Here is a 17,000-nt window from a genome sequence, read left to right as displayed (position 1 = left end):
CAAAAAATAACCCCGGAGCAGAAGCTCCGGGGTTATTTTCATGCCTCCTGTTTAAGGGGTGCTGTTACATCGGGTCGGGCCAGATACCCGTGTATGTGGTGTAGGTGGTGTCGCTGCTCTTTTTGTCCTTGCCCTGCTTGGAGGACATGGGATCGGGCCAAATACCTGTTGCTGACGAGATACCCGAGGTGTCGGAAACGGAACCTGCGGAGAGGGTGGCCGGAGCCACCGCGGAGAACGCCAAAGCCCCAGCCAAGACAGCCGCGGCGGCAATCTTTTTGAACATGTGAGTTCCTTAATGCGAGTCGGATTCGTTACAAAGCCAGCACAGCCCTTGTTGACATACATTGTAAAATGTTTTCCACAGGGCTTGTCAAGCCTTGCGAAAGGAACCGTCCCCATCAGGACCAGAAGAGGAGGAGTGCCGTGGGCAATGGATTCGGGGAAAAGCTCCGTGCGGAACGACTGGAGCGTGGACTGACTCAGGCCGAGTTGGGCAAGGACCTGTATTCCCCCAGCTACATCTCGCTTCTCGAAACCGGACGTCGGGAGCCGACAGCGGAGGTCATCGAGGAACTCGCCCGTCGCCTGGACCTGGCACCCAAAGCGCTGGAAGCCTGGAGCCAACCCATCTCAGTCAGCGATGCAGAATATGTCCTGGCAGGTCTCTACGCCCGCCAGGCCTGGGACCTTCGTGACTATCCGCTCGCTGCAAGCCATGCTGCTACAGCTGCACAGATCGCCCTCGAAGGCCGCAACACCAGCGCCTGGTGGAACATGACGTACATGCAGGCGGAATGCCTGCTGAAACACGATGACTTGCAGGAATGCCAGCAGATCGTGGAACGCCTGCTGGAACATCCGATGGCAAGGGAGTCCGCAGGACTGGGTGTCCGGGCCCGCCAAATGCTGGCCACGGTTTTCCAACGCCAAGGCAAGCTGTCACTCGCAGTGGACCAGGCCCTGGAAGCAGTGCAACTTTCGGAACAGCTTCCCGGAAATTCCACAATCATCGTGGGTGCTCTCCGTGCCCTGATAGCAGCCCTGGCGGAAAGCGGACGGCTGGATGACGCTTGGCGCTACTGCGAGATCATGAGTGACAAAGTGGATGAAGCGTCCATGTCCCAGCTCGCCGGTGAAGTGGCCTGGGTCATCGGAAATGTCGCCTTTATCCGGCACGACTATGCGGAAGGCGTCAAACACCACGAGCGTGCGGCCAAGCTGCTGTCGCCGGCGAACGACATTGAATTGTGGGCCCGGTTCAACAAGGCTTCGGCCACCGTGAGGCTGACGGCAGGCATCGTGGAACCGGAAACGCTCTCTGCCATCGAGCGTGCTGAACTCGCTTTTTCGATCGTCAGCGGCACTAAGGGCGACGCACTGGAAGTCGCCTTCATCCGCGCCCGGTGGCTGTACCTGACCGGGGACATCGTCGCCGCCGTCGAGAAGCTGCGCGAGATCCACGCTGAACGCAACGCCCTCGCCAAGCACACCGCCGGTGAAGTTTCACTCCTCCTGGGCAAGTCCCTCAAGGCAGCAGGCGAGCCGGACGAAGCCCTGGTGCACCTGCAGGAAGCGCAGAAAGCCTTCAGCGCAGCCGGCGCCGGGGACCGCGTCCAGCAGGCACTGGACGCGGTCCTGGAAATAAAACTGGCCCAAAAGCGCGCGGCAGCCGCCGCGAAGGCCAGCTAGCTACAACGCCGTTCGCCGGGAGGAGCTGGGGCTCCGTCAGGCGAAGGTTTTCCCGGTGATTTTCTCGTAGGCCTCGACGTAGCGGCTGCGGGTACGCTCAACAACCTCAGCAGGCAGCGCCGGTGGCGGCGTATCAGAGGACTTGTCCCAGCCCGATTCCGCCGATGTCAGCCAGTCCCGGACATACTGCTTGTCGTAGGACGGCTGCGCCTGGCCCGGCTGGTAGGTGGCGGCATCCCAGAACCGTGAGGAATCCGGCGTCAGCACCTCGTCGCCGAGGGTAATTGAGCCGGAGACGGCGTCGTAGCCGAACTCCACCTTCGTGTCGGCGAGGATGATGCCGCGCTGCCGCGCAATGTCTTCGGCCGTCGTGTAGATCTTCAGCGTCAGCTCCTTGAGCCGGCCGGCGATATCGTCCCCCACGATCGCCGCCACGGCATCGTAGGTGATGTTCTCGTCGTGTTCGCCCACTTCGGCTTTTGCCGACGGCGTGAAGATGGCCTGCTCCAGCCGCGAACCGTCAACCAGGCCCTCGGGCAACGGGATGCTGCACACCGTTCCGGACGCCTTGTATTCCTGCAGGCCGGAACCGGTGAGGTAGCCCCGTGCGATGCATTCCACCGGGAACATGTCCAGCTTCTTGCAGATCATGGCACGGCCCTCAACCTCGGCCGGGACCCCGTCCTCCACCGTGGAGGCCAGCACATGGTGTTCCACGTCCAACTGGTCGAACCACCAGAGGCTCAGCTGCGTGAGGATGCGTCCCTTGTCCGGAATCTCGCTGGCCAGCACATGGTCATAGGCGCTGATGCGGTCGCTGGCGACCACCAGGACGCATTCCTGGCCAATCCGCTGCTCGATGGATTCGTCGGCCGGTTCGTAGAGGTCCCTCACCTTGCCCGAGTAGACGTGCTTCCAGCCCGGCAGGTCGAGTGCTGTGGTGCTGAAGCCGCGGGGGGCTGGTGTTTCCGTCATGCTAGGCCTTCGCTTTCGTTACGGGCAGGGAAGCAGTGGCCGCGGAAGGAACCTTGATCTCCCCGCGCGCCGCCTTGCCGCCGATGTCACTGCGGAACTGTGAGCCCTCCAGCTGCACCAGCTCCACGCCGTCGTACGCCCTTTCGCGCGCTTCCACCAGGTCGCTGCCGAGGGCAACGACGGCGAGCACACGGCCTCCGGCGGAGACCACTTTGCCTTCCTCGTCAAAGGCCGTTCCGGCGTGGATTACATGCACGCCTTCGAGCGCTTCCACCTTCTTCAGCCCGCGGATCCGGTCGCCGGTGCGGGGAGTGTCCGGGTAGTTTTCGGACGCGACGACGACGGCGACGGCAGATTCCTTCGCCCAGCGCAGCTCCTCTGCCTTGTCCAGTTCGCCCTTGGCGGCTGAGAGCAGCAGGGAACCGAGGGGCGTTTTGAGCCGGGCGAGGACGGCCTGCGTTTCGGGGTCGCCGAAGCGGACGTTGAATTCGATGACGCGGGTGCCGCGGGAGGTCAGGGCGAGCCCTACGAACAGGACGCCCACAAAGGGGGTGCCGCGGCGGGCCATCTCGTTGACGGTGGGCTGGGCCACGCGGTCAATGACCTCCTGAACCAGGCCCTCGGGGGCCCATTCAAGGGGTGTGTAGGCGCCCATGCCGCCGGTGTTGGGGCCTTCGTCGTTGTCAAAGATGCGCTTGAAGTCCTGCGCCGGAGACAGGGCAACCGTGTTGTGCCCGTCGCAAAGCACAAACAGGGAGACTTCCGGCCCGTCCAGGAACTCCTCGATGACAACCGAGCCGCCGGCGTCAAAGCAGGACTGCGCGTGGGCGAGCGCTTCCCCGCGGTTCCTGGTAACCACCACGCCCTTGCCGGCAGCGAGGCCGTCGTCCTTCACCACATAGGGGGCGCCGAAGGTGTCCAGGGCGGAGGCTGCTTCGTCGGCGTTGGTGGCCACCATGGCCATCGCCGTGGGAACTCCGGCCTCTGCCATGATCTCCTTGGCAAACGCTTTGGAGGCTTCCAGCTGGGCGGCGGCCTTGCTGGGCCCGAACACGGGGATTCCGGCATCACGGACGGCGTCGGACACGCCTGCGGCGAGCGGAGCTTCCGGGCCCACCACCACCAGGTCAACAGTGAGCTTGGTGGCGAGCGCAGCCACGGCGTCGGGATCGTTGCCGTTGATGTTGTGCGTGGGGACCAGCTTGCTGATGCCGGCGTTGCCGGGCGCCGCATGGACTTCGGACACGTTGGGGTCGGCGAGCAGGGAGCGGACAATGGCGTGTTCGCGGCCTCCGGGGCCAATGACGAGTACCTTCACAGTCTCCAAGGGTACTTTGTGCACCCTGCCCCCTCCTAAGCTGTGTCCCTTCCAACCTGCAGTGACAATCCGCAGCCCTTCCCGCTCCGAACAACAACCATGAAAAAGCTCCGAAACTGGCTCCAGGGTCCCACCGCTTTGGCCGCGCTGGCCGGCGTGGTGGCGGCCGCCGTCGTCCTCGCCGTTGCGGAGCTGATCGGTGCGTTCTTCACCGCGCGGGCCACCCCGCTGTTCGCCTTGGGATCAACCTTTATCGACTTCACCCCGTCCTGGCTGAAGGATTTCGCCATCGCCACGTTCGGCACGAATGACAAGGCCGCACTGTTTGCGGGCATGGGGCTCACCATCGCCGTGCTCGCGTGTGTCCTGGGCGTCGTGGCCTACCGCAGGTGGGCCTTGGGCGTCCTGGGCGTCCTCTTTATGGGCACGGTTATCGTGGCGAGCGTGGTGACCCGTGCCGGAGTGAATCCGGTGGATGCGCTCCCCAGCGTGCTCGGAACGTTCGCCGGCCTCGTAGCCCTGCGGCGTTTGACAGGGCCTTTGCGGACCATGAAGGCGTGGCCGGAGGCGCCCGCGGACACAGCAGTAGAAGACAGACGTCCGGGAACCAGCCGGCGCCGTTTTTTTGCCGCGGCCGGCATCACCGCGGCGGCCGCCGGGATCGCGGCAACGGGTGGACGGCTCCTCGGTGCCGCACGGAGCAATATTGCCCAGGCGCGGGAGGCCCTCAAGCTGCCGTCCCCGGTCAGCGCCGCACCTGCCGTACCCGCCGGCGTCCAGGCAGCAGTGCCGGGCGTTCCGTCATGGGTAACGCCCAACGGCGACTTCTACCGCATCGATACCGCACTGAGCGTTCCGGAAATCAACGCTGACGACTGGGAACTGCGGGTCCACGGGCTGGTGGAGGAGGAAGTGCGGCTCACCTTCCAGGACCTGCTCGATGCCGACCTGATCGAATCGCACGTAACCCTCACCTGTGTCTCCAACCCCGTGGGCGGCAACCTGGCCGGCAACGCCAAATGGCTGGGCCTGCCCCTCCGCGAAGTCCTCAAACGGGCCCGGCCCACGGACGGTGCGGACATGGTGCTTTCCACGTCCATTGACGGCTTTAGCGCCTCCACGCCCCTGGAAGTGCTCCAGGATGACCGCGACGCCATGCTGGCCATCGGCATGAATGACGAGCCGCTGCCGCTGGAGCACGGCTACCCCGTACGGATGGTGGTTCCGGGGCTGTACGGCTTTGTCTCCGCCACCAAATGGGTGGTTGACCTGGAAGTCACCCGGTTCGCCGACAGCAAGGCCTACTGGACCGAGCGGGGCTGGGCCGAACGCGGCCCCATCAAGACGATGGCACGGGTGGACGTCCCCAAGTCCTTCGCCAAGGTACCGGCCGGACAAGTTGCCGTCGGAGGCACAGCCTGGGCCCAGACCCGCGGCATCACGAAGGTGGAAATCCAGATCGACAACGCAGACTGGGTAGAGGCCGAGCTTTCCACCGAGGCGTCCCTGGTCACCTGGCGCCAGTGGTCCTACCAGTGGGATGCCACCCCCGGCGCCCACTACATCAAGGTCCGGGCCACCGACGGGACCGGTGAGGTGCAGACGGACCAGCGTGCTGATCCTGTTCCCGACGGCGCGTCCGGCTGGCAGTCCGTGATGGTCACGGTGGAGTAGCGCCGGATTCCGAGGGGCGGCCCCTAGACTGGGCAGCATGCCGCACAACCCGCATGCCACCTTCACCGTGGACTCCGCCGTCGAACTGGCCGTGATCGAGCGCAGCGGTTTTGTCGAGTCACGGCACATCGGTTCAGCCGTCCTCCTGTCCGCCGACGGTTCCGTGGTGACCGAACTGGGCGACATCAATACGCCCATCTACGGCAGGTCGGCCCTGAAGCCGTTCCAGGCCCTCGCCGCCATGCAGTCCGGTGTCCCGCTGCGCGGAGCCCAGGTGGCCATCGCGTGCGGCAGCCACACCGGCTCGCTGGACCACATGGACGTGGTGGCCGGGATGCTCAAGGCAGCCGGGGTCCGCGAGGACCAGCTGCAGTGCCCCGAGGCGTGGCCGCAGGACGAGACGGCCCGGAACTGGCTGGTGCGCTCGGAAAAAGGCAAGTCGCGGTTGGCGTTCAACTGTTCAGGCAAGCATGCGGCCTTCCTCTGGGCCTGCACCGAGAACGGCTGGGACACCCACAGCTACCTGGAGCCCAACCATCCCCTGCAGCAGCGGGTCCGTACGGTCATCGAGGAGTACACGGGCGAGAAGATCGCCCACCTGGGCATTGACGGGTGCGGGGCGCCGGTGGCGGCGGTCTCGTTGAAGGGCCTGGCCAGGGGGTTTTCCCAGCTGGCAAAGGCCCCGGGCGACCAGAGTTACAGTGCCCGCGCCGCCACGATCGCAACATCTATGCTGGACTATCCGTGGGCCGTTCAGGGCCGCGGCGAGGCCAACACGCTGGTGATGGATGAGCTGGAGATCATTGCCAAAATCGGGGCGGAAGGCGTCCTGGCCATGGCCACCCCGCAGGGTGTCTCCGTGGCCATCAAGATCCTGGACGGCAACGTCAGGGCCACCTCGCTGGTGGCCCTGACGCTCCTTGCCGCTGCCGGCGCGGTGGAAATCCCCGGTGTTGCCAGCGTCCTGGAAAAAGTGGTGGAGCCGGTGACGGGCGGCGGACGGCCGGTGGGCAAGATCCGCCTGGGCCCGGCCGTTTCCGCGCTCCTTGATTGAGGCGCCTTGACTGACGCGCAGGCCGCGCCCGGCTAAGCCGGCCGCTTCAGCTCCGCGTCCGCAACGGCAGCCTGCCCCGCAGGCGCAGTCCCGTAGGGCGCCGTGCCGTAGGGCGCAGCCTGGTAGGGCCGGCCCAAGGCCCGGTACTCCCAGCCGGACGAGACGTACAGTCCGGAATCCAGGGCATGCCTGCCGTCAACGATCCGGCGGTGCCGCACCAGTCCGCCCAGATAATCCGGGCCGGCGGAGCGGAATTCATCCCACTCGGTCAGGAGTGCCACCACGTCCGCGCCCTCCACGGCCGCGGCCAGGGAGTCAACGTAGTTCAGGTCCGGGTACAGCCGGTGGGCGTTGGCGTTCGCTTCGGGGTCGTACACCGTCACCACCGCCCCCTCCAGGTAGAGCATGCGGGCCACGTCCAGGGCCGGAGCGTCCCGCACATCGTCCGAGTTCGGTTTGAAGGCCGCGCCCAGTGCCGCCACCCTGACCCCGGCAAGGCTGCCGCCGGCCAATTCCCGCACCAGGTCCACCGTGCGGACGCGCCGACGGTTGTTGATGGAGTCCACCTCGCCCAGGAAGCTGACGGCCTGGCCCACGCCCAACTGCTCAGCACGGTGCTTGAAGGCCCGGATGTCCTTGGGCAGGCAGCCGCCGCCGAACCCCAGGCCCGGCTTGAGGAACCTGCCGCCTATCCTGTCGTCCAGGCTCAGTGCCTTGGCCAGCGTGCTGACGTCGGCGGCGGTGGCCTCGCAGACTTCGGCCATGGCGTTGATGAAGGAAATCTTGGTGGCCAGGAAGGAGTTGGCCGCCACCTTGACGAGTTCCGCCGTCGGCATGTCCGCCACGATCAGCGGTGTGCCGTCCGCCAGCAGCGGCGCAAACGCCCGCCGCAGCATGGACTCGGACCAGGCTGATGCCACGCCGAACACCAGCCGGTCCGGGTGCAGCGTGTCCTGCACGGCATACCCTTCGCGCAGGAATTCCGGATTCCATGCCACTTCGAGGTCCGCCCCGAGCGGTGAGATGTCCGCCACCATGCCGGCCAGCCGTGCCGCTGTGCCGATGGGCACCGTGGACTTTCCCACCAGCAGCGCTTTCCGGGTGATCCGTGCGGCCAGCCCGGCAAAGGCCGCATCCACGAAGGTCAGGTTGGCAGCTGTCGAGTTGGGGGCCTGGGGTGTTCCGACGCAGATGAAATGCACGTCGCCGAACTGCGTCACCTCATCCAGGTCGGTGGTGAACCTCAGCCGACCCGAGGCCAGCGCCTCGTGGAGTTTCTCCGGGAGCCCCGGTTCGTAGAACGGCACCTCGCCGGCCGAGAGCCGGGCAATTTTCCGCTCGTCAACGTCGAACCCCAGGACGTCGAAGCCCATGACCGCCATGCAAATGGCGTGTGTCGCGCCGAGGTAGCCGGTCCCGACCACCGTGATTTTGGGCGCGTTGAAGGAAGGAAGGTTGTTCATTGGTTTCTCGATTCCGTCTCTAGTGGAGGAGTGAGCAGTCCGCCGGATGGCCGGCGTTGTCCTCTAGCTGGTACAGGGGATGTTGGAGAGGCCCTGTTCCGCCTGCGAGGCTGTGTTGCTGCAGTCGACCACGTTGTCGCGCGCGGGTTTCAGTGAGTAGCCGAGTCCGGGCCCGTTGACTTCCGCGACGTTCCGGCGGAAGACGTTCTCCGTGCCCCAGCCATCAATAATCTCGTGCGTCTGGAACCCGTCCTGGGGTGAGTTCCTGCCGGTGTTTCCTTCGATCCGCCAGCCCCTGCCCTTGACGTCCACCCACGAGTCGGCCTCGGTGATGCCCGAGCCGTCGAAGATGTTCTCCAGCAGGAGCCCGTCCGAGGTTCCTTCCTTGATGTCGATGCTTTCCGCGGTGGTGTCCGAGACGGTGTTGCCTCGGATTTCATTGCGGTCGCTTTTGTCCGGTTCGCAGGCGCTGACGTCGCACCAGTTGCTCTCCGCCGTTCCGATGTAGATTCCCTCACCGAACTTGGGTTTCCGGAGCCCGGCGCCGCGGATGGTGTTGCCGGTGACCTTGTTGTCCGAGCTGAACCTGCGCAGGTGGATGGCTTCGTCGCCGGTGTTCTCGACGGTCAGGCCTTGGAACAGGGAGAACGTGGTTTCGTCAGCCATGATCCCTTTTTGCCCGTTCCGGACGGTGAAGCCCTGCACGGTCCAGTAGGACGCCTGGTCCAGATGGAGCACGTAGCCGTCCTCGGTGCTGCCGCCGTCCAGGACCGCTCCCGGGCCGCCGCAGAGCGTGATCGGCTGGCTTGCCGTCCCGGCCCCGGTTGCCCGGAAGTTGCCGACGTAGACGCCGTCCGCGAGCCGGATCACGGCACCCGGACCGGCTGCTGCCAGCGCTGCGGTCAGTTCGGCCGCCGTCGAGACGGCGGTGCCGGCGGGGCACTCCGCTGGTGCCACCCCCGGGGCAGGAGGTGGTGCAGCTCCGGGTTCCGTTGCTGCCGGCCTTGATGATGGCGGGATGTCCCCTTGGGGCGTCTCCTCCTGGAATCCCATCATGGCAAAAACTCCCATCAGTACTGCAACGATCACGACGGCGAGCACGGCCCAGGCGCCCATCCGGATCCGGCGGCCGGTCACCGCAGCTGCCTCTCGTCGTCGTACGCCACCACTCCCCTGCCCAGGGAGGTGAGCGGGACGTGGTCGGCGTAGGGGCTGCGGATGACGCCCTGGGCGTTCCTTCCCCGCGCGACGGCGGTGATGAGCAGCAGCGCGGCGAGCACGAACCAGATGAACGTGAGGGGCTGGAACACGGACTTGACCACCCTTTCCACTGTGTAGGCGGGGACCCAGGAGAGCTCGTCGTTCTCGCCAAGGATGGCACCGGTTGATGCCTCGGTCCAGATGGCGCTGGACCCGTTGCCGCCCACGGTGTTGCCGGCCACGGACGTTTTATCGACTGCACCCAGCAGGGTGATGCCGTGGTTGGAGATCCGGTCCAGGGTGTTCGCGCTGACGTCAGCCGTGGCGTCCCTGACGTAGATGCCGGTGTCACCGCCGGTGATGGAATTGCCGCTGACCCGGGCCGTGGAGCCGCCGCCGCGCACCGCGATGGACTGGCGGGCGTTGTCCAGCAGGGTGTTGCCGGTGATGGTGACGCCCTTGGCGCCGTCGGCGGCCACGATCCCCACCTCGTTGGCCTTGACGCGGTTGTCCCTGACGGCCAGCGACGTGCCGCCGATGACCTCGATGCCGTAGCGCTCGTTGCCTTCGAAAGTGCCCCCGGCCACCGTGTTTCCGCCATAGGCGTTCACGGCGGTCCCGACGGCGTTTGGCCCGTCCGCGAGCGGGCGGCCGTCCATTGATACCCCGTTGCGCCCGTTGGCCACGGCTTTGATGCCGTCCAGCGTGACCCCCTGCGTTGACCGGCCCACGCTGAAGCCGTCCACTGCGTTCCCGGAGGAATCGGTCCGCGTGATGGTGGCGTTGGAGACGAACCGGTGGAGCACCAGCCCGTCCACCAGGCTTCCCGTGATGCTGGTGTCCCGTACGGCGATGTCCCGGGCGTTGGTGACGAAGAGTCCGAAGGCGTTGTTGCGCAGGCGGACGTTCTCGATGCCTGCCGTGACCAGGCTGTAGTCCTGCGCGGATTCCTGCGTCAGGGCTGCCAGTTCCGCTTCCGGAAGAAGGCGGGCGCCGCCGCTTGCCGCCTCCGTCTCCCCCGGCGTCGGCTGTTCATCGCTGAAGGTGCCCACCGCCTCGGTTCCGGTCAGGGACAAGCCGCCCGTGTTGCCGCTCCAGAAACCCAGCTCGGAGATGTCCGAATGGCTGAAGGAGGCGTGGCCGCCCACCACCCTGATGTAGGCGCGGCCGTCCACCGTGGTCCGGTCCGGGCCGCCCTTGGTGCTGTCCCAGCTGGTGACACTGACGCGCGCTGCGTCGGTGCCGCCCAGCGTGAGCGACCCGCCCAGGGCCACCAGGGAGACGAATGACCGGGCACCGCTTTCCAGCCTCAGGTTCAGCGGCCGGGCAGGGTCCGGCGAGGCCAGGGACAGCGTGGCGCCGGCCAGGACCGCGATGGACTCGGACAGCAGGTAGTTCCCGTTGTCCTGCTGGCTGTCCAGACGCCGGAAGGCGTTGGGGGCCAGGGCCAGCAGGTCCGCCACTGTGTAGGCCTCGGCCCGCGCGGGCAGGACCAGCGTGTAGCTGGATCCGGTCCTGATCCGGTAGGGGCCCTCCAGTCCTTCCACGCGCCAGCGGGCGGCGGAAGCGATGGTGCGCACGTAGACCAGGCGCTCGTCCTCCTGCTCCACCAGCCTGGCCTCGCTCGCCGGATTCCCCGGGTAGAGCCGGCCCTGCACGTTACCGTTGGCTGCGATCTCGTTCCGGCCCAGGGCTTCGGGCCCGGAACCGTCCTGGATGCTGCCGGCGTAGAGGAAGCCGGCGGTCCCCAGCACCGCAGTGAGGACGGCGGCCGCGATGGGGCGGGCGGCCTTCATGCCGCCACCTCCCCTGTGGAGAGGTTGTCCCCGGTGCTGAGGTTGTCCCCGGTGCTGAGGGTACGGGCGTCCTGGCCGTCCCCGCCCGTCTGGTGGGCGTGGCGGGTGAGCCAGCCCTGCTTGTTCATGGTGGCGAAGGCGTACATCTTGATGGGCAGCGCCACCAGGATCACGGTGACGGCCAGGACCGGGAGAATCAGGAAGTCCTTGGGGTGCCGCCGGAGGTGCGAGACGCCGCGGATGCCCCGGCCCAACAGCAGCCAGCAGACCGCGGCCCCGATTCCGAAGGGGGTGGGATCAAGGCGGTGGAAGACCAGGTACACCAGCGTGAGCCCCATGGTGACGGGGGTCAGGAGGATCTGGAGCACCGTCACCTTGGTGACGAACGGGACCTTCCACAGCCAGCCCTTGGCAATGGCGGTGAGGTAGCAGCGGTACGAGTTCCGGCTCCAGCGGACCCGCTGCTTCATGAAGGCCCGGAAGCTGGAAGGGAACATGGACAGCGCCCGCGCGGATGACTGGTGGACCGTTTTGTAGCCGGAGGCCAGCACCAGCCAGGTGAGCCTGCCGTCGTCGCCGGAAATGCAGCGGCGGCCCATGAAGTACTCGTTTTCCAGGTGTTCGATCACGTCCATCACGGCGCTGCGGCGGTAGACGGCGGTCCGGCCCGAGATGCAGGGGACGGCTCCCGCCCGGCCCATGGCCGGCACGTAGTCCAGGTACCTGACGTTGACCAGCCAGTCCGCGATGCGGCGCCAGATACTGGTATCCCGCTGGTACACGTTCTGGTGGGTGCCGACGGCCCCCACCATCGGGTCTTCGAAGGGCATCTGGACGTTGGCAAGGAGCCCGGGCTGCCACCAGGTGTCCGAGTCGGTCAGCACCAGGATCTCGTGCCGGGCCATCCGCATCCCGACGCCCAGCGCGGACCTCTTGCCCATGTGGTGGAACAGGACGGGCCGGATGGTGTCATCGCCCAGGGCATTGATCCGCTGGTAGGCGTCGAGGTCCTCGACGTCCAGGACGATGATGATCTCGTCCGGCTTCTGCTGCCGCCAGGACTCCAGGGCGCTCATCAGGATGTCCGGGTCCTCGTGGAAGGACGGGACCACCACCGAGGTGGACGTCCGGAAGCCGGTCACGATAGGCCGGGCCCGGTGGGAGAGGATGAACCGGTACAGCCAGAGGCCCCAGACAATGACGCCTGCCACGGCGAGTGGGAAGTAGGGGGAAAATTCGGTGTAGAACTCGTTGAGGCTTCGGGCGGTGAAGGCCCCGAAGACGTCGTCGACATCAAGGAATAGGGCAGTCATGGGCAGTCCTTCGCTGGGGTGGATTTCAGTGAGGGAACTGCCGGCGCACGGCCGGCGGCGTGGTCCTTCCCGCCACCGGAGCCGGTAGCGGGGCCCTGATGCCCCTGCTGAGGGGGCCGGGCTTCTCACTGCTGCCGACTCTGCGATGAGCCTTGTAAGAAGCATGCTTGGCAAATTCTTCTTCCGCCAGCGTGCGCGATACTCTAATTGCCTTTGCCACTACCCGTCTTTTCAGCCAGCCCCTACTCGTGTTTTGAAGGGGCCATACTGAGAATATTTACCGGAAAGAAGCCCGAAACATGGCTGTAGCCCGCCGTCGTATTGACGTGGAGGAAGGCGCAGCGGCGCTGGCCGCCTGGCGGAAAGCTGCCGAACCGCCGTCGGACACTCCCCTGCCGCGGGCCGTCCTGGCCACTGCCGTGCGCTATTCGCTTGAGGAAGTCACCGCCCGGGCTCCGGGGAACTCGGTGGAGGTGCGGGTGCCGCCGTTCGGCGTCACCCAATGCGTGGAGGGGCCACGCCACACCCGCGGCACCCCGCCGAACGTTATTGAGTGCGACGCCGCCACCTGGCTGGCGATGGTGACCGGCCAGCTGGGCTGGGCGGACGCTGTCGCGGCCGGCAGGGTGGCTGCTTCGGGACTGCGCGCGGACCTCTCGGAGCTGCTACCGCTGTAGCTGACTGCCGGTAGCTGACTGCCCGCCGGCTGGCCGCCCCGCCGGCTTGCGCTTGCGCTTTTAGCCGCGGCCGACGAACGGTATGCCCGCGGCGGTCACCACCACCGAGCCCACACTGGCCGTGGCAGGCATGTCCGCCATCATCAGCACCGCGCGGGCCGCATCCGCCACCGGGAACATCGGCTCCACCCGGCGGCTGCCGTCAGCCTGCAGGGCCCCGGAGCCGACGCCGATGGTGTCCATGATGTCGGTGGCCGTGTTGCCGATATCGATCTGCCCGCAGGTGATCCCGAAGCCGCGCCCGTCCAGCTCGATGCTTTTGGTGAGGCCCGTCATCGCGTGCTTGGTCACCGTGTAGGCCACGGTCCGCGGGCGGGGCGAATGTGCGGAAATGGAGCCGTTGTTGATGATCCGCCCGCCCCGGGGTTCCTGTTCCTTCATGGTCCTGACGGCGGCCGCGGCGCACAGCATGGAGCCCGTGAGGTTGACCGCAACGGTGGCGTTCCAGTCGTCCACGCTGATCTCGTCCACGCTGGCTGCCGGGCCGAACACGCCTGCGTTGTTGAAGAGCACGTCCACCCGGCCCCACTGCTGCCGCGCGGCTTCGAAAAGCCGCCCGACGTCGTCGGGCCGGGTGACGTCGCACGGCACCACCAGTGCGTCCGAGTGGCCGTCCGCTGTCTCCTGCAGCTGCGCTTCGCGGCGTCCTGCCAGCGCAACGCGGTACCCCCCGGCCAGCATCTGCCGTGCCACTTCCCGCCCGATGCCGGAGCCCGCTCCGGTGACCACTGCGACGCGTCCGGCGGGTTGGGGATTGTTCAAGGCTGTTCTCCTGGAATGTGGTGCTAGAGCGGGGCGGGCACTGCGGTGCTGTTCAGCGGCCAGCCTATGACGGTCTTGGGCCGCGGCGCAGCGTAGGTCCGGACTTTGGAGGTGGAGAGGCGCATGCGGACCAGGGATTCTGCGATCGTCACCGCCGATGCCACGCCGTCCACCACGGGGACGCCGGCCCGCTGCCGGATCTGTTCGTCGAGGCCTGCCATGCCTCCGCAGCCCAGCACGATGACCTCGGCCTTGTCCTGCGTGACCGCCAGCAGTGCCTGGTTGATGATTGCCTCCACGGCCCGCTCCGGTTCCTCCTCGAGCTCCAGGACCGCCATGCCGCTGGCCCGCACCGAGGCGCACCGTGCATCCAGCCCGGCGAGCTTGAGCCGGTCCTCGATCAGGGGGACGGTGCGGTCCAGGGTGGTGACCACGGAGTACTTGTGGCCCAGGAACATGGCTGTGCTGGCTGCCGCCTCGGTGATGTCCACCACCGGGACGTCCAGGAGTTCCTGGAGACCTTCACGCCCGTGCTCGCCGTAGCCGGCCTGGATGACGGCGTCGTACGGTTCGGGGTAGGAGGTGATGGCGTCCATGACGGCTATCGCTGCGAGGTAGCTTTCGAAGTTCCCCTCGCAGGAGTCGGCGCCGAAGCGGGGTGTCACCCCGATGATCTCGGTGCCGGGGGCCGCAACACTGCGGGCTGAGGCGGCGATGGAATCCGTCATGGAGGCGGTGGTGTTGACGTTTGCTACAAGGATGCGCATGGAAGTCCTTTGGGGTTTTGCTGGTGCATTCGCGGCGGGCGCGGATGGGCCGTCAGTGGGTGCTGGCGATGGCGATGGACTCGCCGTCGTGGTCTTCCAGCTTCTGGGTGCGGTCGGCGATGAAGAAGTACACCACTGCGGCAATGCCCGCCGCGAAGAACCAGGCAAACGGAGCTGCGGATGCCAGGGCCGGCACGAATGCGATGAGGAGGGCAAGGACTGCCGCCGGGACCATGGCGATGATCGCCCGGGGGTTGACGCCGTTCTTGTAGAAGTAGGCACCCTCCGGCGAGGCGGAGTACAGCTCCGGGACGTTGACTTTGCCGCGGCGGATGAGCCAGTAGTCGGCCATGACGACGCCGAACAGCGGGCCGAGCAGGGCGCCGAGGCCGCCGAGGAAGTACACGATGACCAGCGGGTTGTTGTAGAGGTTCCACGGCAGGATGACCAGGCCGATGACGGCGCTGACGATGGCCGCGCGGCGGAAGTTCAGCCGCTTGGGGAACAGGTTGGTCAGGGCGTAGACGGGAGCCACGAAGTTGGCCATCAGGTTCACGGCGATGGTCAGGATCAGCAGTGCCAGGCAGGCCAGCACCAGGAAAAGGGTGTTGGGGATGGTTTGGACGATGTCCGAGGGGCTCTCGATGATGGTGCCGTTGATCTTGAACTGCCCGCCGGCCATCACCACAACGATGGCCCCGAAGACCAGCATGTTGATGGGGATACCCCAGAAGTTGCCGCGGACAACGGCCTTCTTTGAGACGGCGGAGCGGGTGAAGTCGCAGAAGTTCAGGACGAAGGTGCCGTAGATGGAGACCCACAGGGCGCCGCCGGCGAAGATGGTGAGCCACATTTCCGGCCCCTCAAGGGCGTTGTCCGAGGACCAGGCGATGGCGCCGCCGGCCTCGATGAAGATCCAGATGGCGATGGCGGCCATCGTGGCCAGGATGACCGGGCCGGCAAATGCTTCGTACTTGCGGATCATTTCCATGCCGAAGCTGACGATCACCAGCTGGACAACCCAGAGGATGATGAAGGCGATCCAGCCCAGCGTGGAGAGCCCCAGGATGGAGTCCTTGTCCATCTCCGCGAGGGCCGGGAACATGGCCACAAGCATCACGCGGAAGACGACGGACGCGAGGTAGGTCTGGATGCCGAACCAGGCCACGGCCACGGCGCCGCGCAGCAGGCTGGCGATTTGTGCGCCCCTGATTCCGAAGCTGATGCGGCTCATCACCGGGAAGGGAACACCGGTCTTGACGCCCATGAAGCCGGAGAGGTTGAGGAGGCCGAACAGCAGGGCCGCCCCGATGCCGAGTGCCAGGAGGATCTGCCATCCGCCGAGGCCCAACGCGAACAGCCCGATGGCGAAGGCGTAGTTGCCGAGGCTGTGAACGTCATTGGCCCAGAGGGTGAAGATGCTATAGCCGGACCAGCTGCGGCCGGCGCGCTTGGTGGGGGCGAGATCCACGTTATAAAGGGTGGGGCTGATGCTCTGGCCGGATGCCGTGCTGGCAGATTCGCACAGGGCTTCAACTGTAACGGAGGGGTGTGCGGCGGCGACTGACGGCGCTGTCAGGTCTGCGGCCGCGTCAACACCCACCGGTGGAGGGGTCTGCATAAGGGTCTCAATTCTGGGAGGATCCGCGGTGGTGAGACCGGCGCTGGTGGCCGTTTCTGTTATTCCACAATACGGAATCAAGATATTGAATAGTGAAATAAGAGTATGACCTGCGTCACCCGCGGTCAAGGACGGACTGTCACGGACTGCAGTCACAATCGGTTTGCAGCAGTCCTTGCCGCGCAGGAGGGCGTGGACCCCGCCGTCGATGTTGACCCTCCTGCCATCGCCTCGCTAATCTCATATAGCAAGAATGTTTTCTCACAATACGAAAACATGAGCCATTCGACGATGAAATGAGGCTCCCGTGGCTGCAGGAGAAGATACCTCCCATATCCTCAGCGGGTTGACTAACCAGCTGCCTGATCGTGATCCGGAAGAGACTGCCGAGTGGGTTGAGTCCCTGGACGCGTTGATCAGGGAACAGGGCACCGAGCGTGCCCAATACATCATGCGGAGCCTGCTGCAGCGCGCCGGCGCGCAGAGCGTCGGGGTGCCGATGGTGACCACCACCGATTACGTGAACACCATCCCGGTGGACCAGGAAGCACCGTTCCCGGGCAACGAGGAATACGAACGCCGCTACCGGGCGTACATGCGGTGGAACGCCGCGGTCATGGTGCACCGG

Annotated in this window: 14 protein-coding genes and 1 pseudogene; 5 read left to right on the top strand and 10 right to left on the bottom strand. The window is 66.1% G+C overall.

The features are described from left to right. Positions 1-64: 64 nt before the first annotated feature. Complete coding sequence (locus tag P2Q66_RS07720; protein ID WP_079597586.1) at positions 65-286, bottom strand: hypothetical protein; 222 nt, start codon at positions 284-286, stop codon at positions 65-67. A gap of 140 nt (positions 287-426) precedes the next feature. On the opposite strand from P2Q66_RS07720, the gene P2Q66_RS07715 reads away from it, so the two are divergent. Next, positions 427-1,692, top strand: a complete 1,266-nt coding sequence (locus P2Q66_RS07715; RefSeq protein WP_079597587.1) for a helix-turn-helix transcriptional regulator — start codon at positions 427-429, stop codon at positions 1,690-1,692. 36 nt (positions 1,693-1,728) lie between these two features. Here the strand turns inward: P2Q66_RS07715 and P2Q66_RS07710 are convergent, their stop codons facing one another. Both P2Q66_RS07710 and purD read right to left on the bottom strand, forming a co-directional pair. Beyond that, positions 1,729-2,667: a phosphoribosylaminoimidazolesuccinocarboxamide synthase gene (locus tag P2Q66_RS07710; RefSeq protein WP_275726936.1), complete on the bottom strand. Its 939-nt coding sequence runs from the start codon at positions 2,665-2,667 to the stop codon at positions 1,729-1,731. A gap of 1 nt (position 2,668) precedes the next feature. Next, on the bottom strand, positions 2,669-3,985 hold the full coding sequence (gene purD, locus P2Q66_RS07705; RefSeq protein WP_079597589.1) for a phosphoribosylamine--glycine ligase: 1,317 nt from the start codon (positions 3,983-3,985) through the stop codon (positions 2,669-2,671). A 99-nt stretch (positions 3,986-4,084) separates the two neighbouring features. Here purD and P2Q66_RS07700 point away from each other — a divergent pair, with 99 nt between their 5' ends. Together P2Q66_RS07700 and P2Q66_RS07695 are read left to right on the top strand one after the other, a co-directional pair. Then, complete coding sequence (locus P2Q66_RS07700; protein WP_275726934.1) at positions 4,085-5,659, top strand: molybdopterin-dependent oxidoreductase; 1,575 nt, start codon at positions 4,085-4,087, stop codon at positions 5,657-5,659. Between the two features lie 37 nt (positions 5,660-5,696). Next, on the top strand, positions 5,697-6,713 hold the full coding sequence (locus P2Q66_RS07695) for an asparaginase (RefSeq protein ID WP_275726933.1): 1,017 nt from the start codon (positions 5,697-5,699) through the stop codon (positions 6,711-6,713). Positions 6,714-6,745: 32 nt separating this feature from the next. Here P2Q66_RS07695 and P2Q66_RS07690 read toward each other — a convergent pair whose 3' ends face one another. The 4 genes from P2Q66_RS07690 to P2Q66_RS07675 form a co-directional block, all read right to left on the bottom strand. After that, a complete protein-coding gene (locus P2Q66_RS07690; RefSeq protein ID WP_275726931.1) occupies positions 6,746-8,176 on the bottom strand; it encodes a UDP-glucose/GDP-mannose dehydrogenase family protein in 1,431 nt (476 codons plus the stop codon). Between the two features lie 63 nt (positions 8,177-8,239). Next, on the bottom strand, positions 8,240-9,313 hold the full coding sequence (locus P2Q66_RS07685) for a right-handed parallel beta-helix repeat-containing protein (RefSeq protein ID WP_275726929.1): 1,074 nt from the start codon (positions 9,311-9,313) through the stop codon (positions 8,240-8,242). Beyond that, positions 9,310-11,172, bottom strand: coding sequence for a right-handed parallel beta-helix repeat-containing protein (locus tag P2Q66_RS07680; RefSeq protein WP_275726927.1), 1,863 nt, complete (start codon positions 11,170-11,172; stop codon positions 9,310-9,312). The genes P2Q66_RS07685 and P2Q66_RS07680 overlap by 4 nt, the downstream gene beginning before the upstream one ends. Beyond that, on the bottom strand, positions 11,169-12,485 hold the full coding sequence (locus tag P2Q66_RS07675; protein WP_275726925.1) for a glycosyltransferase: 1,317 nt from the start codon (positions 12,483-12,485) through the stop codon (positions 11,169-11,171). Before P2Q66_RS07675 ends, P2Q66_RS07680 begins: the two co-directional genes overlap by 4 nt. Positions 12,486-12,784: 299 nt before the next feature. Between P2Q66_RS07675 and P2Q66_RS07670 the strand changes: the two genes are divergently transcribed. Then, entirely contained in the window at positions 12,785-13,162 is a 378-nt protein-coding gene (locus P2Q66_RS07670) for a sterol carrier family protein (RefSeq protein WP_115524869.1), read from the top strand. Positions 13,163-13,222: 60 nt separating this feature from the next. Here P2Q66_RS07670 and P2Q66_RS07665 read toward each other — a convergent pair whose 3' ends face one another. Genes P2Q66_RS07665 through P2Q66_RS07655 form a run of 3 tightly spaced genes read right to left on the bottom strand, consistent with a single transcriptional unit; the run spans position 13,223 to position 16,372 of the window. Continuing rightward, complete coding sequence (locus tag P2Q66_RS07665) at positions 13,223-13,984, bottom strand: SDR family oxidoreductase (RefSeq protein ID WP_275726922.1); 762 nt, start codon at positions 13,982-13,984, stop codon at positions 13,223-13,225. A 23-nt stretch (positions 13,985-14,007) separates the two neighbouring features. Next, positions 14,008-14,751, bottom strand: a complete 744-nt coding sequence (locus tag P2Q66_RS07660; protein ID WP_275726921.1) for an aspartate/glutamate racemase family protein — start codon at positions 14,749-14,751, stop codon at positions 14,008-14,010. 52 nt (positions 14,752-14,803) lie between these two features. Then, positions 14,804-16,372 (bottom strand): NCS1 family nucleobase:cation symporter-1, encoded by a 1,569-nt coding sequence (locus P2Q66_RS07655; protein WP_275726920.1) that lies wholly within the window; start codon positions 16,370-16,372, stop codon positions 14,804-14,806. 307 nt (positions 16,373-16,679) lie between these two features. Between P2Q66_RS07655 and P2Q66_RS07650 the strand changes: the two are divergent. After that, a pseudogene (locus tag P2Q66_RS07650) lies at positions 16,680-17,000 on the top strand (pyruvate dehydrogenase (acetyl-transferring), homodimeric type); the annotation flags it as partial.

Source organism: Arthrobacter sp. Cr_A7, from assembly GCF_029222765.1.
Lineage (GTDB): Bacteria > Actinomycetota > Actinomycetes > Actinomycetales > Micrococcaceae > Arthrobacter.
The sequence above is the reverse complement of the archived record's forward strand: the minus strand, read 5'-3'. Positions and strand labels throughout refer to the sequence as shown.